The sequence below is a fragment of the Pseudomonas sp. VS40 genome, assembly GCF_018587885.1.
Classification (GTDB): domain Bacteria; phylum Pseudomonadota; class Gammaproteobacteria; order Pseudomonadales; family Pseudomonadaceae; genus Aquipseudomonas; species Aquipseudomonas pergaminensis.
In genome coordinates this window covers 21522-34959 of record NZ_JAGYWD010000009.1, presented here as the reverse complement: position 1 = coordinate 34959, position 13438 = coordinate 21522, and the positions used below count along the sequence as shown (strand labels likewise).

Below are 13438 nucleotides of genomic sequence, written 5' to 3'. Positions count from 1 at the left end.
AGTTCATGATGAGCCAACCCTGGAGCCCCGACAGCTGGCGCGCCCTGCCGATCCAGCAACAACCCCAGTACCCGGACGCTGCGCACTTGTTGCAAGTGGAGCAGAACCTGGCCAGCTACCCGCCACTGGTGTTTGCCGGTGAAGCCCGCGAGTTGCGCCGCCAGTTTGCCGAGGTGACCCAGGGGCGCGCGTTCCTGCTGCAAGGCGGCGATTGCGCCGAGAGCTTCGCCGAGTTCTCCGCCGCGAAGATCCGCGACACCTTCAAGGTGCTGCTGCAGATGGCGATCGTGATGACCTTCGCCGCCGGCTGCCCGGTGGTCAAAGTGGGGCGTATGGCCGGCCAATTTGCCAAGCCGCGGTCGGCCAACGATGAAACCATCGACGGCGTCACCCTGCCCGCCTACCGTGGCGATATCGTCAATGGCATCGGTTTCGACGAAAAAAGCCGCGTGCCGGACCCCGACCGCCTGCTGCAGTCCTACCACCAGTCCACCGCCACCCTGAACCTGTTGCGTGCCTTCGCACAGGGCGGGTTTGCCGACCTGCATCAGGTGCACAAGTGGAACCTGGACTTCATCGCCAACTCCGCCCTGGCCGAAAAGTACAGCCAACTGGCCGACCGCATCGACGAAACCCTGGCTTTCATGCGCGCCTGCGGCATGGACAGCTCGCCGCAACTGCGCGAAACCAGCTTCTTCACCGCCCACGAAGCGCTGCTGCTCAACTACGAACAAGCCTTCGTGCGCCGTGACAGCCTGACCAACGACTACTACGACTGCTCGGCGCACATGCTGTGGATCGGCGACCGTACCCGTCAGTTGGACGGTGCCCACGTCGAGTTCCTGCGCGGGGTGAACAACCCGATCGGGGTCAAGGTCGGCCCGAGCATGAACCCGGATGACCTGATCCGCCTTATCGACATCCTCAACCCGGACAACGACCCGGGCCGCCTCAATTTGATCGCGCGCATGGGCGCCGGCAAGGTCGGCGACCACCTGCCCAACCTGATTCGCGCGGTGCAGCGCGAGGGCAAGCAGGTGCTGTGGAGCTCCGACCCGATGCACGGCAACACCATCAAGGCCAGCAGCGGCTACAAGACCCGCGACTTTGCGCAGATCCTGGGCGAGGTAAAGGAGTTCTTCCAGGTGCACCAGGCCGAGGGCAGCTATGCCGGCGGGATTCACATCGAGATGACCGGGCAGAACGTCACCGAATGCATTGGCGGCGCGCGGCCGATCACCGAGGATGGCTTGTCGGACCGCTACCACACCCACTGCGACCCACGGATGAATGCCGATCAGTCGCTGGAATTGGCGTTCCTGATTGCCGAGACGTTGAAACAAGTCAAACGCTAAGACGTTAAGTCGCCTGCTCTGACGCCATCGCGGGCAAGCCCGGCTCCCACCGCTGCCCGCGTCCCCCTGTGGGAGCCGGGCTTGCCCGCGATGGCGTCCTAGAGAGCACTGCCCCGAGTGATCATCGCCACCCGCAACCGGTCGCCACTCGGCCGCTGGCAATTGAGCTGTACCTGTTCCAGCCCCAGCCAGTCGGCCATTTGCAACAGGTTCTGCGCCAGCGCCTGCATCCCGTGCTCATCCAGCCCCGGCTCTTCTTCGTGCACCGCATGCACCGCCAGGCGTCCATTGGCGCGTTCGGCACGCAGGTCGATGCGCGCCGCGATACGTTCGTTGTGCAGAAACGGCAGCACGTAGTAGCCGTAAACCCTTTTGTCTTGTGGCGTATAGATCTCCAGGCGGTAACGGAAATCGAACAGGCGCTCGGTACGCGCACGCTCCCAGACCAGCGAATCAAACGGCGACAGCAATGCGCTGGCCGGCACGTTGCGTGGCACTTTCGGCTCGGGCAGGCAATACGCCGGTTGTTTCCAGCCTTGCACCTGGCAGACCTGCAACTGCCCGTCCTCCACCAGTTCGGCCAGGCGGTGGCGGCTGTCGGCCGGATCGAGGCGGAAGTAGTCGCGCAGGTCTTTCTCGGTCGCCACGCCTAAGGCCGTCGCGCTGTGCAGCAGCAGACCGCGCTGGGCCTCGGCCTCTGTGACAGTGGCATGCAGGATATCGCCGGGAATGACCCGCTCCGGCAAATCATAGAGCCGCTCAAACCCACGCCGCCCCGCAACCGTGACGAGGCCGGCGGCAAACAGCCATTCCAGCGCGTGTTTCTCGTCGCTCCAGTCCCACCACGGGCCGGCGCGTTCCTCGCGGGTCGACAAGCTGCCGGCACCCAGCGCACCTTGTTGCTCAACCGTCTGCAGTACGCGCTGAATCGTCGCCTGTTGCTCACGCCCAAAGCGCGCCATTTGCGAATAAATGCCCTGGCCCTGCTTGGCCCGCTCCATGCGCCAGCGCATCAGCGGGTACAGCGCCATTGGCAACAGCGACGCCTCATGCCCCCAATATTCGAACAGCGAACGCCGCCGCCCCTGGCTCCAGGCGGCTTGTTCAAGTATCAGCGGGGAGTAGTGGCCCAGGCGGGAAAACAGCGGCAGGTAATGGGAGCGCACCACGGCATTGACCGAATCGATCTGCAACACGCCCAGGCGTTCGATCATGCGATTAAGGTGCGCAGCCTTGATCAGGGCAGGCGCCTGGCGCCCGGAAAAACCCTGGGCCGCCAGTGCCATGCGTCGAGCTTGTTTGAGTGAAAACGACAGGTCGGCGGGCATGGGGTTCTCCGTGGATGCTCGCCGACTACCCTACTGCATCCTGGGTCATTTTCGCAGCGGGTCTTGCCAGAAATGCAGGTGGCGCTCCTGCTCCACATCGCCACGGTTGAGACCGATGTCCTTGAGCGCATCATCACTCAAGGTCGCCAGCATCTGGCGCTCCTCATGCAGCGCCTGCCAACGGGCAATCTTGTGAAACAGCCCGGCAAACGGACGTTTCGCCATCAACACAAAACCTCTTTGACCTTTCATCTTCTCGCCCTCCAGTGGGGATGACGCAAGTGTGTGCCTGGGCTTAAGATCAATCCAACGAATGTTTCTTATGCAATACATCTCGGAGATTGATCAATTGTCCGGCTACCCGAGTATCGACACTGAAGTGCTGCGCACCTTCGTCGCCATCGCCGACCAAGGCGGTTTCACCCGAGCTGGCGAGCTGGTCAACCGCACCCAGTCGGCGGTGAGCATGCAGATGAAACGCCTGGAAGAAGACGTGTTGCAGCGCAAGCTGTTCGAGCGTGATGGTCGCCAGGTAAGGCTGACGCCCGAAGGCCAGGTGCTGCTGGGGTACGCGCGGCGCATCCTGAAACTGCACAGCGAAGTGTTCAATACCCTGCGTGAACCGCACATGATCGGGTTGGTGCGCATCGGCACGCCGGACGACTACGTGATGCGTTTCCTGCCGGGGATTCTCAAACGGTTTTCCAAGGCGTATCCGCTGATCCAGATCGAGATGCACTGCGAGGCGTCGAACGTATTGATGCAGCGCCGCGACCTGGCGCTGACCGTGATCAGCCGTGAGCCCGGCAACGAGATCGGCGAATTGCTGCGCACCGAGCGCATGGTCTGGGTGGCGGCGCCGTGCTTCTGTGTGGACGAGCACGATGCATTACCGTTGGCGATTTCCGGCGTCGACAGCTTTTGCACCCAGTGGACCCGCGCAGCCCTGGACGCTGCCGGGCGCGACTACCGGCTGGCTTACCACAGCTCCAATGTGGCGGCGATCCAGGCCGTGGTGAGTTCCGGCCTGGCGGTGATGGTCAGCATGGAAAGCCTGGTTACCGAAGACCTGCGCATCCTCGGCAGCGAAGAAGGTTTCCCCCCGCTGCCGTCGATGAATCTGCGCTTGCTGCGCAACCCGGCGATGACCTCGCCCATCACCGAATGCCTGGCGGAATACATCCTCGAAGGCTTCAGACTTTAAAGGTCAGCATCACCGCGCACACCACCAGGAAGCCGCAGAACAGGCCACGCAGCACGCGCTCCGGCAGCGCGTGGGCGACCTTCACGCCCCAGCTGATACTGAGCAAACCGCCGACGGCCAGCGGCACGCCGATCATCCAGTCCACCTCCTGGTGCCAGGCGTAGGTCACCAATGTCACGCCCGTGCTGGGCAATGCCAAGGCCAGGGACAAGCCTTGGGCAACCACTTGGGTGGTGCCGAACAGACTGGTCAGCACTGGCGTTGCGACCACCGCGCCGCCGACGCCAAACAGCCCCCCCATGGAGCCGGAGGCGGCACCGAGTACCCCGAGCCACGGCCAGGAATAACGCATGTGGGCGGTCGGCGGCGCGTTGCGGGTGAACATGCGCAGCAGGTTGTAGGCTGAAAGCGTCAGCAAAAAAGCGATAAAGCCGATGCGCATCGCCCCCGCGTCCAGGCCCACCGCCCAGATCGAACCGAGCCAGGCAAAGGTGAACCCCATGACGCCCAACGGCAGCGCATGCCGCAGTTCAATGCGGTTGCGTTGGTGATAGCGCCACAGCGCCAGCATCACATTCGGCACCACCATCACCAGCGCCGTGCCTTGGGCCAGTTGCTGGTCCAAGCCGAACAACACACCCAGCACCGGGATTGCAATCAGCCCGCCGCCAATGCCAAACAGGCCGCCCACCGTGCCAAGGGCCGCGCCCAACACCAGGTACATCGCTAAATCCAACACCGCTTGTTTCTCCGCAATCCCAGGCCTTGCATGCTACGCAGTCGGCTCTGGCGCGGAAACGCACAGCAACGCACAATGGCTGTGCCAATCTTGCATAAGCAGCGTTTGATGAACCCCAATACCCTGACTGATCAACTGGGCCTGTTTCTCGATGTCTTGGAAACCGGCAGCTTTTCTGCCGCCGCCCGCCGCCATCCGCTGACGCCCTCTGCAGTGGCTCGGCGCATCGACAGCCTGGAAAATTCAGTGGGCAGCCGCCTGTTCCAGCGCAGCACCCACGCGGTGGTGCCGACCCCGGCAGGTTTGGCGTTTGCCGAACGGGCGCGACGGATTGTCAGCGAGTTGCAATTAGCGAGGGCCGAGGCGGTATCCCTCAGCCACGCACCGGAGGGCCTGATTCGAGTGGACGCGCCCGCGGCCTTTGGTCGACGGCACCTGGCGCCGGTGATAGCGGACTTCCTCAACGTGTACCCCGGCCTGGATGTGCACCTGCATTTGATCGACAGCTTTGTGGACATGCAGGGCGCGCACCTGGGCAAGGTGGACCTGGTGCTGCGCGCCGGGCATATCGTCGACACGCGGTTGATCGCCACGCCCTTGGCGAGCATCGTGCGCATCGCCTGCGCCAGCCCGGCGTATCTGAAAAGCCGAGGCACGCCCACCCATCCTCTGGAGCTGAGCGAGCACGACGGGCTGGACTGGGACGGCCTGGCGCCGATGTTCGCCTGGCGCTTCGAGCTGGATGGGCGCCGTGCTACCTATCGGCCGCGACGCATCCGCATGAGCGCCAACAATGCCGAAGCCTTGCTGTCGGGTGCCCTGGCGGGGTTGGGCATCGCGCACTTGCCCACGTGGCTTGCCAGTGAGTACCTGGTGCGCGGTGAACTGCTGCCGCTGTTTTGCGAAAACGGCCTGCCCAGCCCGGAGACCACCGGGATCTATGCGCTGCGCCTGGAACAGCAGCCCAATGCGCGCAGCCGCTTGTTGCTGGAATACCTGAAAACCCGGTTCAGCCCCGTGCCGCCGTGGGACCTGGCCCTGCAAAGTGGCTTGGCCTGACCGCTCGGACAGAATTATCTGGCGCATTAAAGATTTGCCCGCTAGATTCCAGCCCAGACACGCTTTTTCGAGGTACCGCCATGAGCAAGAACCCTGATCCCTGCGAATCGCTGATGCTGGACAACCAGCTGTGCTTCGCCCTGCACTCCACCTCGCTGCTGATGACCAAGGTCTACAAGCCGCTGTTGCAAGCACTCGGCCTGACCTATCCGCAGTACCTGGCCATGATGGTGCTGTGGGAAGAGGATGGTTTGACCGTCGGCGAAATCAGCAGCCGCTTGCTGACCGATCCGGGCTCGCTCACCCCCCTGCTCAAGCGCCTGGAAGCCGAAGGCCTGCTCAGCCGTACCCGTAGCCGCGAGGATGAACGGGTGGTGGTCGTTGAATTGACGGCCGCCGGCCGTGCCCTGCAAGACAAGGCCATGGGTATCCCGCAGTGCATCCTCGGCGCCAGCGGCCTGGAGCTGGAGCAATTGCGCAAGTTGCAAGGCGACCTGATTGCCTTGCGCGCCAACCTGCAAGCCAGCGTTTGACACGTTAAACCAGACACCGCCTGTCTAAACTGTGGGAGCTGGCTTGCCTGCGATCGCGATAGATCAGTCATCCATGCGCTGATTGATACACCGCAATCGCAGGCAAGCCAGCTCCCACTTTCGTTAAGCGGTGTTTTCGGAATTCATTTTCTTCATAAAAATTTTAAAATTTATCTTGCGCGCTAAACATTAGCGCTATACATTCATCTCACCAACTACTTAGCGCGCAAACATTTAGCGCTAAAAACCCAAGAGGAAAACACCATGCAAACGCTCTATACCGCAGTAGCTACCGCCACCGGCGGCCGTGATGGTCGTGCTGTTTCCAGCGACAACATCCTCGACGTCAAACTGTCCACCCCTAAAGAATTGGGCGGTGCCGGGGGCCAGGCCACCAACCCTGAACAACTGTTCGCTGCCGGCTACTCGGCCTGCTTTATCGGCGCCCTGAAATTCGTCGCCAGCCAGACCAAACGCAAAATCCCGGATGACGCCTCGATCACTGCCCACGTCGGCATCGGCCAGATCCCCGGTGGTTTCGGCCTGGACATCGACCTGCACATCAGCCTGCCGGGCCTGGCCCAGGACGACGCGCAAAGCCTGGTCGACGCCGCTCACCAAGTCTGCCCGTACTCCAACGCCACCCGTGGCAACGTCGATGTACGCCTGCACGTGACCGTCTAAATGACCTTGGCCGCCCCTGGAGAACGAAATGAACACAATTGGTAAAGCGCTCACCGGCACCCTGCTCGCCCTGTCCATCAGCAACGCCTTTGCGGCGACCGGTGAAGTCGAGCACAACACCCAGGCGTTCCTGGATGTGTTGAACGCAGGCACCGGCAAACCGATGGAACAGCTGACGCCCAAGGATGCCCGTGCCGTACTGACCGGCGCCCAGGCCGGTGTGAAGCTGACGCTGCCCAAGGCGGACGTGAGCCAGAAGACCATCCAGGTCGATGGCAAGCCGCTCGACCTGACCATCGTGCGTCCGGCCGGAGTCAAGGGCACCTTGCCTGTGTTCATGTTCTTCCACGGCGGCGGCTGGGTGCTCGGGGACTACCCGACCCATGAACGCCTGGTGCGGGATCTGGTCGTGGGTTCGGGGGCGGTGGCGGTGTTCGTCAACTACACACCTTCGCCGGAAGCGCACTACCCGGTGGCCATCAACCAGGCCTACGGCGCAACCAAATGGGTGGCCGAGCACGGTCAAGAGATCAACGTCGATGGCAAGCGCCTGGCGGTAGCCGGCAACAGTGTCGGCGGCAACATGGCGGCGGTGGTCAGCCTGATGGCCAAGGACAAGGGCACGCCGGCGATCAAGTTCCAGCTGCTGTTGTGGCCGGTGACCGATGCCAACTTCGACACCGGGTCCTACAACCAGTACGCCGAAGGGCACTTCCTCACCAAGAACATGATGAAGTGGTTCTGGGACAACTACACCACCGACGCCAACCAGCGCGCCGAGATCTACGCCTCGCCGCTGCGGGCAACGACGGACCAGCTCAAGGGCTTGCCGCCCGCGCTGATCCAGACGGCTGGTGCCGACGTGCTGCGTGATGAAGGCGAGGCCTATGCCCGCCAGCTGGATGCCGCCGGTGTGCCGGTGACCGCCGTGCGCTACAACGGCATGATCCACGACTACGGTTTGCTCAACGTGATCAGCCAGGTGCCAGCCGTGCGCTCAGCCTTGCTCCAGGCCTCGGATGAGCTGAAGCAACACCTGAAGTAAAACGTAACGCCCACAAAAAAGCCCGACTCAAGGTCGGGCTTTTTTTCGTATCGGCAGGGCCAGAATTACTTCTTGGCGCGACCTTTGTACGAACCACCTTCGCGGGTATCGATCTCGATCAGGTCGTCGATTTCGATGAAATCGGCCACTTGCAGTTCGGTACCGTTGCTCAGCTTGGCAGGCTTCATCACCTTGCCCGACGTGTCGCCACGAGCGGAACCTTCGGTGTAGGCCACTTTACGCACGATGGTGGTCGGCAGCTCTACGGAAACCAGGCGCTCTTCGAAGAAAATAGCTTCGCAGACGTCTTCCATGCCTTCTTCGATGAACGGCAGAACAGCTTCGATATCTTCAGCGTTCAGCTCGTACATGGTGTAGTCGGTGGTGTCCATGAACGTGTAGGTGTCGCCGCTGATGAAGGACAGGGTCGCTTCTTTGCGGTCGAGGATCACGTCGTCCAGTTTGTCATCGGCGCTGTAGACGATCTCGGTCTTGTAACCGGTCAGCAGGTTCTTCAGCTTGGTCTTCATGATTGCGCTGTTACGACCAGACTTGGTGAACTCAGCTTTCTGAACCAGCCAAGGGTCGTTTTCGAGACGGATCACTGTACCGGGTTTCAGTTCTTTACCAGTTTTCATTGCATATATCCGAAATTTGGATGGGATTTACAAAATTCAAGGTGGCGTATCATATCCAACTTTCATAAAACTTCACCAGCGCCGTCGCAAGATCGGCCTGCAAGCCCTGTTCCAGACACCATGTTTCGGCGCACTGGCTCACCTCCGGCCAGTGCTCCAGCAGCATTTTCCACGCTTGAGCCATATCGGCCTCGGTGTTCCACGCTTGCCAGAGCCCGATCAAGGCCGCCCTTGCCGCCGGCGACAAGTCGGCGGTGTACAGCTCAAGGAAGGCATCAAGCTTGTCGAGATGGATGTCTTCGTCCTGCCGATAGATGTGCCACAGCAGCGGCCGGCCGGCCCACTGGGCGCGCACGAAGGAGTCTTCGCCGCGCACGGCATTGAAGTCGCAGCACCACAACAGGCGGTCATATTGCTCTTGGCGCACGAATGCGATGACCTGCACGGTCAGCGATCCGCGCTCGTGGAGATCCCCCGCCGCCAACCGATCCACGCCGAGCCAGCGCTGCACATCGCCAAGGATGCGCCCCTCGGGCACCAGCAGATGAGTGGCACGTCCGTCCGTCGATAACACCTCGAGCCAACTGGCCAGCCCGGCATTTTCATAGGCAAACAGTGAGATCAGCCGCGCACCCATTGTAGGAGACACGCCCAAGGCATGCAGGAAGCTTTGCTGCGCACTGGCATCCTGCTGAAACGCCCGACGCTGCTCCAGCAACCCCGCTTCGCGCAGCAGGCCACCGGTGCCGGCTCGGAACCCTGGGAAGAAGAAGTACTTCTGCACGCCCTTGAACTTCACCGACGGCAACCTGTGACAACCCACCACCCACTCTTCGGCACTGAGGTAATCCAGGTTCATCCACAATGGCGTGCGTTCACGTGCAGCCATGGCTTCCATGTAGTCCGGCGGCAACTGGCAGGCGAACGCGGCAATCACCACATCCGCCGCAGACGCCTGTACCCACTCTGACGGCCAATGCCGCACTTCGACGCCTTCCTGCCATTGCAGGTCTTGCTGCACATCAATGTCCGGGCACATGCGTTCGAAGGCGCGCAGGTCGTCGACCCACAAGCGCACATCACAGGCATGCTCCGCCACCAATTGCCGGGCCAGGCGCCAGGTCACGCCGATGTCGCCGTAGTTGTCGACGACGCTGCAAAAAATATCCCAGCGGGCTTTCATTCCGGGCTCCAACGCTCAAAGGCTCGATTGTCCGCATAAATGCACGGATGCAGAAGGCTTGATCGCGATTATTCTGCGCAGCGGCTGTGCGACAATCGCCGCCACGCCGTCAATGCCTGCCAGGAGGCCATCATGTCTGATCGTCCGTTGTCGCTGTTCAAGCTCAGTGCCGCTATCGCGTTTGGCGTGTGGCTGGGGTTTATCGCTATTGTGCTGACCACCTGGCTGGCGTCGCGCTATCTGTTCCCGCAGAGCCTGGCGCCGGTGGCCCAGGCGGTGCAGCAATTGGGCAAGCCTGAGGTTGTGGCGCCTGAACCGCCTAATCGCCTGTTCGAGCAATACCAGCAGAACCTGCAAAAGCAGGAGCAGCAACAACGCCTGGACCAGGCTCGCAACAATGCGCGCAACCTGTCCAACCCCAAATGCCAGTTCTGGCTGCAACAGGACCAGAACGCCCCCAACGAAAAGACCCGGGCCAATGTCCTGCAATTCTGCGATTGATGACCAATGAATAAACACGCCGTCCACCTGTTGATCCTGGAAAAGCTCAGCGTCGATCTCGACATCGCCCAACGTGCCGCGCAGACCGCCTACGAAACCGCGACCCACGAAGAAAACATCGCCGAGAACAAGTACGACACCCTAGGGCTGGAAGCGTCCTACCTGGCGGCCGGGCAAGCCAAGCGTGTCGAGGAGATCAAGCAGTCGCTCGCGCTGTGCCAGAACCTGACACTGCGGCCCTACGACGATCAGCGGGGCATAGAGATCGGTACGCTACTGGGCCTGGAGGATGAGAACGGTCGCCAGCAATGGCTGTTCCTGGCGCCGGATGCGGCGGGCTTGAAAGTGGACGTGGTCGGGCAACCGGTGACTGTCATCACCCCGCGCTCGCCGCTGGGCAAGAGCCTGCTGGGCAAGTTCGAAGGCGATGAGGTGGAGATTCTGGTGGCAGGCGCCCGGCAATACTTCACGGTTACCGACGCCAAATAACCTGTAGGAGCGAGCGTCCTCGCGAAGAACGCAAGCACGCCGGGTGAATCCTGGCCCCCTGCGTTATCGTTGACGATTTTCGCGAGCAAGCTCGCTCCTACAGTGGATCGCATTCATTCACTTAATGGACGGGCAGCTCAACGCCATCAAACAACTCTTCCAGTTCCTGCTTGTTGTGGCACTGGATCGCTTTGGCCATGACTTCGCGGGTCAGGTGCGGCGCAAACTTCTCGATGAAATCGCACATAAAGCCACGCAGGAACGTGCCACGACGGAAGCCGATCTTGGTCACGCTGGACTCGAAGAGTTCGCTGGCATCGAGCACCACCAAGTCTTTGTCGAGGGCAGTGTCGACCGCCATCTTGGCGACGATACCCACGCCCAGGCCCAGGCGCACGTAAGTCTTGATCACGTCGGCATCGGCAGCGGTGAACACCACTTTTGGCGTCAGGCCGCGATGGCTGAAGGCTTCGTCAAGTTTGGAACGGCCGGTGAAACCGAACACGTAGGTCACGATCGGGTATTCAGCCAGGGCTTCCAGGGTCAGCTTCGGCAGCTTGGCCAATGGGTGACCTTGCGGCACAACCACGCAACGGTTCCAGCGGTAGCACGGCATCATGACCAGGTCACCGAACAGCTCCAGGGCCTCGGTGGCGATGGCGAAATCGACGGTGCCGTCAGCGGCCATCTCGGCGATCTGCATCGGCGAACCCTGGTGCATGTGAAGGGCAACGTCGGGGTATTGCTTGATGAAGTCGCGGATCACCGGCGGCAACGCATAACGCGCCTGGGTGTGGGTGGTGGCGATGGACAGGGTGCCCTTCTTCTCGTTGGAGAATTCCTGGGCGATCTGCTTGATGCTTTCGACTTTGCGCAGGATCTCGCCAGCGGTGGTGATGATGCGCTCACCGGCCGGAGTGACGCGGGTGAGGTGCTTGCCGCTGCGCGCGAACACTTCTACGCCCAGCTCGTCTTCGAGCAGGCGGATCTGCTTGCTGATACCGGGTTGCGAGGTGTAGAGGCTTTGAGCGGTAGCGGAAACGTTGAGGTCGTGGTGCGCCACTTCCCAGATGTAGCGCAGTTGTTGAAGCTTCATATGTGTCCCTCAAAGCAGATAGACGCCACGGGTATCAGCGACGGTATATAACTATATTAAAGGTTCGATGGATAAATCTAGAACTTTTTATCGTTTTTACCCATCACACGTCATCACTGCGTCGACGTTGCATCGAAGGCACCAGGTAAACCGGCACCGTAGACAACTGCAGCACCCGTGCAGCCGTGCGCCCCAACGGGGTGGCCGCCGCAGTTGCATGGCTATGACTTCCTACGATCAACAGGTCGACGGAAAGTTTGCGCAGTTGGTCGAGTATCACCTCACACGGGTCCCCCTGGATCACCCGTACCGAGCGAATCAACTTCAGGTCTTGCTCCCCGTCCCCCAACTCCTCGCGAAAACTGTCCAGCACCCGCTGTTCGATCGTCGCCATTACCGTGGTTACCCCCTGGCTTTGCCATTCACTCAGGGCCTTCTCATCAAGGTAGCTCTGTAACACCGATTCGGCGAACAGCCCGATGGGCTCGACCACGTGAATCACATACAGGTCCGCCTTGAACGTCCGCGCCAGCGCCAGCGCATGCTGCATCACATAAGGCGCATACAGGCCGAGGTCCGTGGCGTACAGCATCGAACGAATCATAAGACCTCCTGGACGGCCAGGATGGCGGAGATGAAATCAGCTTAGCAGCGCCCGGGCGTCTTGGATTGACTTAGATCTTCACCTCGTTACTGATGCCATGGGGCACGTGCCCGGTGGCGACAAACTCCATGGCTTTCTCGCAATGCCCGGCCTGGTCATCGAAAAACACATCGGCGGCAAACGCCTCCAGGAACGCGGATTTCTCCAGGCCGCCCAGGAACAACGACTCGTCCAGGCGGATATCCCATTCACGCAACGTGCGAATTACCCGCTCGTGTGACGGCGCCGAACGGGCAGTGACCAGGGCGGTGCGGATCGGGCAGGCCTCATCGGGAAACTCGCGCTGCAATAAGTTGAGTGCCGCCAGAAACCCCTTGAAAGGACCGCCGTGCAACGGCTGGCGCGCCGCCTCCCGCTCATTGGCCTGGAACGCTGCCAGGCCACCGGCCTGGTACACACGCTCCGACTCATCGGAAAACAACACCGCGTCGCCGTCGAAGGCAATGCGCAGTTCTTCACTGGAGGCGCGGTTCGGGCCGCCCGACAGAATCGTCGCCGCCGCAAACCCCGCATCGAGGGCACTGCGCACATCCTCGGCGTGGGTCGACAGAAACAGATGGCAGCCAAAGGCCGCCAAATAAGGATAAGGACTACGCCCGCCTACGAAAGCGGCGCGGGAAATATCCAGGCCGTAATGCTGGATTGAATTGAACACGCGCAGGCCGGTGTCGGCACTGTTGCGCGACACCAGCACCACTTCGACCCGGGCGCGGCCGAGGCTGGCATTGAGGCTGAGCAGCTTCTTGACCAGCGGGAAGGCGTCACCGGGCTCGAGGATTTCCTCCTCGTGTTCGATCTGGTACTGGCGGTAGGTCTCGACCCCTTCGGCCAGGTAGACCTTGTGGCTTTCACTCAAGTCGAAGAGTGCCCGCGACGAGATCGCCAGCACCAGTTTGTCGCCCAAGCCTTTTGCCATGGTG

Annotated in this window: 16 protein-coding genes; 8 read left to right on the top strand and 8 right to left on the bottom strand. The window is 61.4% G+C overall.

The window, feature by feature from the left end:
- Window positions 1–8 precede the first annotated feature (8 nt).
- Window positions 9–1355 (top strand): class II 3-deoxy-7-phosphoheptulonate synthase, encoded by a 1347-nt coding sequence (locus tag KHP07_RS23885; protein WP_078047560.1) that lies wholly within the window; start codon window positions 9–11, stop codon window positions 1353–1355.
- Between the two features lie 98 nt (window positions 1356–1453).
- Here KHP07_RS23885 and KHP07_RS23880 read toward each other — a convergent pair whose 3' ends face one another.
- Both KHP07_RS23880 and KHP07_RS23875 read right to left on the bottom strand, forming a co-directional pair.
- Window positions 1454–2683: a winged helix-turn-helix domain-containing protein gene (locus KHP07_RS23880; protein WP_078047559.1), complete on the bottom strand. Its 1230-nt coding sequence runs from the start codon at window positions 2681–2683 to the stop codon at window positions 1454–1456.
- A 45-nt stretch (window positions 2684–2728) separates the two neighbouring features.
- Window positions 2729–2935, bottom strand: a complete 207-nt coding sequence (locus KHP07_RS23875) for a DUF1127 domain-containing protein (RefSeq protein WP_177409465.1) — start codon at window positions 2933–2935, stop codon at window positions 2729–2731.
- A 70-nt stretch (window positions 2936–3005) separates the two neighbouring features.
- Between KHP07_RS23875 and KHP07_RS23870 the strand changes: the two genes are divergently transcribed.
- The gene (locus KHP07_RS23870; protein WP_214498140.1) at window positions 3006–3887 is read left to right on the top strand and encodes a LysR family transcriptional regulator; all 882 of its coding nucleotides are present in this window, start codon (window positions 3006–3008) and stop codon (window positions 3885–3887) included.
- Here KHP07_RS23870 and KHP07_RS23865 read toward each other — a convergent pair.
- Window positions 3877–4626, bottom strand: a complete 750-nt coding sequence (locus KHP07_RS23865; protein WP_214498139.1) for a sulfite exporter TauE/SafE family protein — start codon at window positions 4624–4626, stop codon at window positions 3877–3879. The two genes, KHP07_RS23870 and KHP07_RS23865, sit on opposite strands and share 11 nt — an antisense overlap.
- Window positions 4627–4734: 108 nt before the next feature.
- On the opposite strand from KHP07_RS23865, the gene KHP07_RS23860 reads away from it, so the two are divergent.
- From KHP07_RS23860 to KHP07_RS23845, 4 genes are all read left to right on the top strand, one after another.
- Window positions 4735–5685 (top strand): LysR family transcriptional regulator, encoded by a 951-nt coding sequence (locus KHP07_RS23860; protein WP_078050885.1) that lies wholly within the window; start codon window positions 4735–4737, stop codon window positions 5683–5685.
- A gap of 80 nt (window positions 5686–5765) precedes the next feature.
- Window positions 5766–6218, top strand: coding sequence for a MarR family winged helix-turn-helix transcriptional regulator (locus KHP07_RS23855; protein WP_078047556.1), 453 nt, complete (start codon window positions 5766–5768; stop codon window positions 6216–6218).
- A gap of 264 nt (window positions 6219–6482) precedes the next feature.
- The gene (locus KHP07_RS23850; RefSeq protein ID WP_010176159.1) at window positions 6483–6902 is read left to right on the top strand and encodes an organic hydroperoxide resistance protein; all 420 of its coding nucleotides are present in this window, start codon (window positions 6483–6485) and stop codon (window positions 6900–6902) included.
- A gap of 28 nt (window positions 6903–6930) precedes the next feature.
- Window positions 6931–7947 carry an alpha/beta hydrolase gene (locus tag KHP07_RS23845; RefSeq protein ID WP_214498138.1) on the top strand — a complete coding sequence of 339 codons (1017 nt, stop codon included), beginning with the start codon at window positions 6931–6933 and terminating at the stop codon, window positions 7945–7947.
- A 65-nt stretch (window positions 7948–8012) separates the two neighbouring features.
- On the opposite strand, the gene KHP07_RS23840 is transcribed toward KHP07_RS23845, so the two are convergent.
- Both KHP07_RS23840 and earP read right to left on the bottom strand, forming a co-directional pair.
- Complete coding sequence (locus KHP07_RS23840) at window positions 8013–8585, bottom strand: elongation factor P (protein ID WP_003172723.1); 573 nt, start codon at window positions 8583–8585, stop codon at window positions 8013–8015.
- 49 nt (window positions 8586–8634) lie between these two features.
- Window positions 8635–9768 (bottom strand): elongation factor P maturation arginine rhamnosyltransferase EarP, encoded by a 1134-nt coding sequence (earP, locus tag KHP07_RS23835; RefSeq protein WP_214498137.1) that lies wholly within the window; start codon window positions 9766–9768, stop codon window positions 8635–8637.
- A gap of 132 nt (window positions 9769–9900) precedes the next feature.
- Here earP and KHP07_RS23830 point away from each other — a divergent pair, with 132 nt between their 5' ends.
- Window positions 9901–10269 (top strand): hypothetical protein, encoded by a 369-nt coding sequence (locus tag KHP07_RS23830; RefSeq protein WP_078047553.1) that lies wholly within the window; start codon window positions 9901–9903, stop codon window positions 10267–10269.
- 6 nt (window positions 10270–10275) lie between these two features.
- Window positions 10276–10758, top strand: a complete 483-nt coding sequence (locus KHP07_RS23825) for a GreA/GreB family elongation factor (protein ID WP_214498136.1) — start codon at window positions 10276–10278, stop codon at window positions 10756–10758.
- Between the two features lie 121 nt (window positions 10759–10879).
- Here the strand turns inward: KHP07_RS23825 and cysB are convergent, their stop codons facing one another.
- From cysB to KHP07_RS23810, 3 genes are all read right to left on the bottom strand, one after another.
- Entirely contained in the window at window positions 10880–11854 is a 975-nt protein-coding gene (gene cysB, locus KHP07_RS23820; RefSeq protein ID WP_012722988.1) for an HTH-type transcriptional regulator CysB, read from the bottom strand.
- A 103-nt stretch (window positions 11855–11957) separates the two neighbouring features.
- A complete protein-coding gene (locus KHP07_RS23815) occupies window positions 11958–12458 on the bottom strand; it encodes a universal stress protein (RefSeq protein ID WP_214498135.1) in 501 nt (166 codons plus the stop codon).
- Window positions 12459–12528: 70 nt separating this feature from the next.
- Window positions 12529–13434 carry a 5'-nucleotidase gene (locus KHP07_RS23810; RefSeq protein ID WP_099492394.1) on the bottom strand — a complete coding sequence of 302 codons (906 nt, stop codon included), beginning with the start codon at window positions 13432–13434 and terminating at the stop codon, window positions 12529–12531.
- Window positions 13435–13438: the final 4 nt, after the last annotated feature.

What these genes read in the sequence shown, in the direction of transcription:
- KHP07_RS23885 (WP_078047560.1), top strand. Translation starts at nt 9, where the DNA reads ATGAGCCAACCCTGGAGCCCCGACAGCTGGCGCGCCCTGCCGATCCAG.
- KHP07_RS23880 (WP_078047559.1), bottom strand. Translation starts at nt 2,683, where the DNA reads ATGCCCGCCGACCTGTCGTTTTCACTCAAACAAGCTCGACGCATGGCA.
- KHP07_RS23875 (WP_177409465.1), bottom strand. Translation starts at nt 2,935, where the DNA reads ATGAAAGGTCAAAGAGGTTTTGTGTTGATGGCGAAACGTCCGTTTGCC.
- KHP07_RS23870 (WP_214498140.1), top strand. Translation starts at nt 3,006, where the DNA reads ATGCAATACATCTCGGAGATTGATCAATTGTCCGGCTACCCGAGTATC.
- KHP07_RS23860 (WP_078050885.1), top strand. Translation starts at nt 4,735, where the DNA reads ATGAACCCCAATACCCTGACTGATCAACTGGGCCTGTTTCTCGATGTC.
- KHP07_RS23855 (WP_078047556.1), top strand. Translation starts at nt 5,766, where the DNA reads ATGAGCAAGAACCCTGATCCCTGCGAATCGCTGATGCTGGACAACCAG.
- KHP07_RS23850 (WP_010176159.1), top strand. Translation starts at nt 6,483, where the DNA reads ATGCAAACGCTCTATACCGCAGTAGCTACCGCCACCGGCGGCCGTGAT.
- KHP07_RS23845 (WP_214498138.1), top strand. Translation starts at nt 6,931, where the DNA reads ATGAACACAATTGGTAAAGCGCTCACCGGCACCCTGCTCGCCCTGTCC.
- KHP07_RS23840 (WP_003172723.1), bottom strand. Translation starts at nt 8,585, where the DNA reads ATGAAAACTGGTAAAGAACTGAAACCCGGTACAGTGATCCGTCTCGAA.
- earP (WP_214498137.1), bottom strand. Translation starts at nt 9,768, where the DNA reads ATGAAAGCCCGCTGGGATATTTTTTGCAGCGTCGTCGACAACTACGGC.
- KHP07_RS23830 (WP_078047553.1), top strand. Translation starts at nt 9,901, where the DNA reads ATGTCTGATCGTCCGTTGTCGCTGTTCAAGCTCAGTGCCGCTATCGCG.
- KHP07_RS23825 (WP_214498136.1), top strand. Translation starts at nt 10,276, where the DNA reads ATGAATAAACACGCCGTCCACCTGTTGATCCTGGAAAAGCTCAGCGTC.
- cysB (WP_012722988.1), bottom strand. Translation starts at nt 11,854, where the DNA reads ATGAAGCTTCAACAACTGCGCTACATCTGGGAAGTGGCGCACCACGAC.
- KHP07_RS23815 (WP_214498135.1), bottom strand. Translation starts at nt 12,458, where the DNA reads ATGATTCGTTCGATGCTGTACGCCACGGACCTCGGCCTGTATGCGCCT.
- KHP07_RS23810 (WP_099492394.1), bottom strand. Translation starts at nt 13,434, where the DNA reads ATGGCAAAAGGCTTGGGCGACAAACTGGTGCTGGCGATCTCGTCGCGG.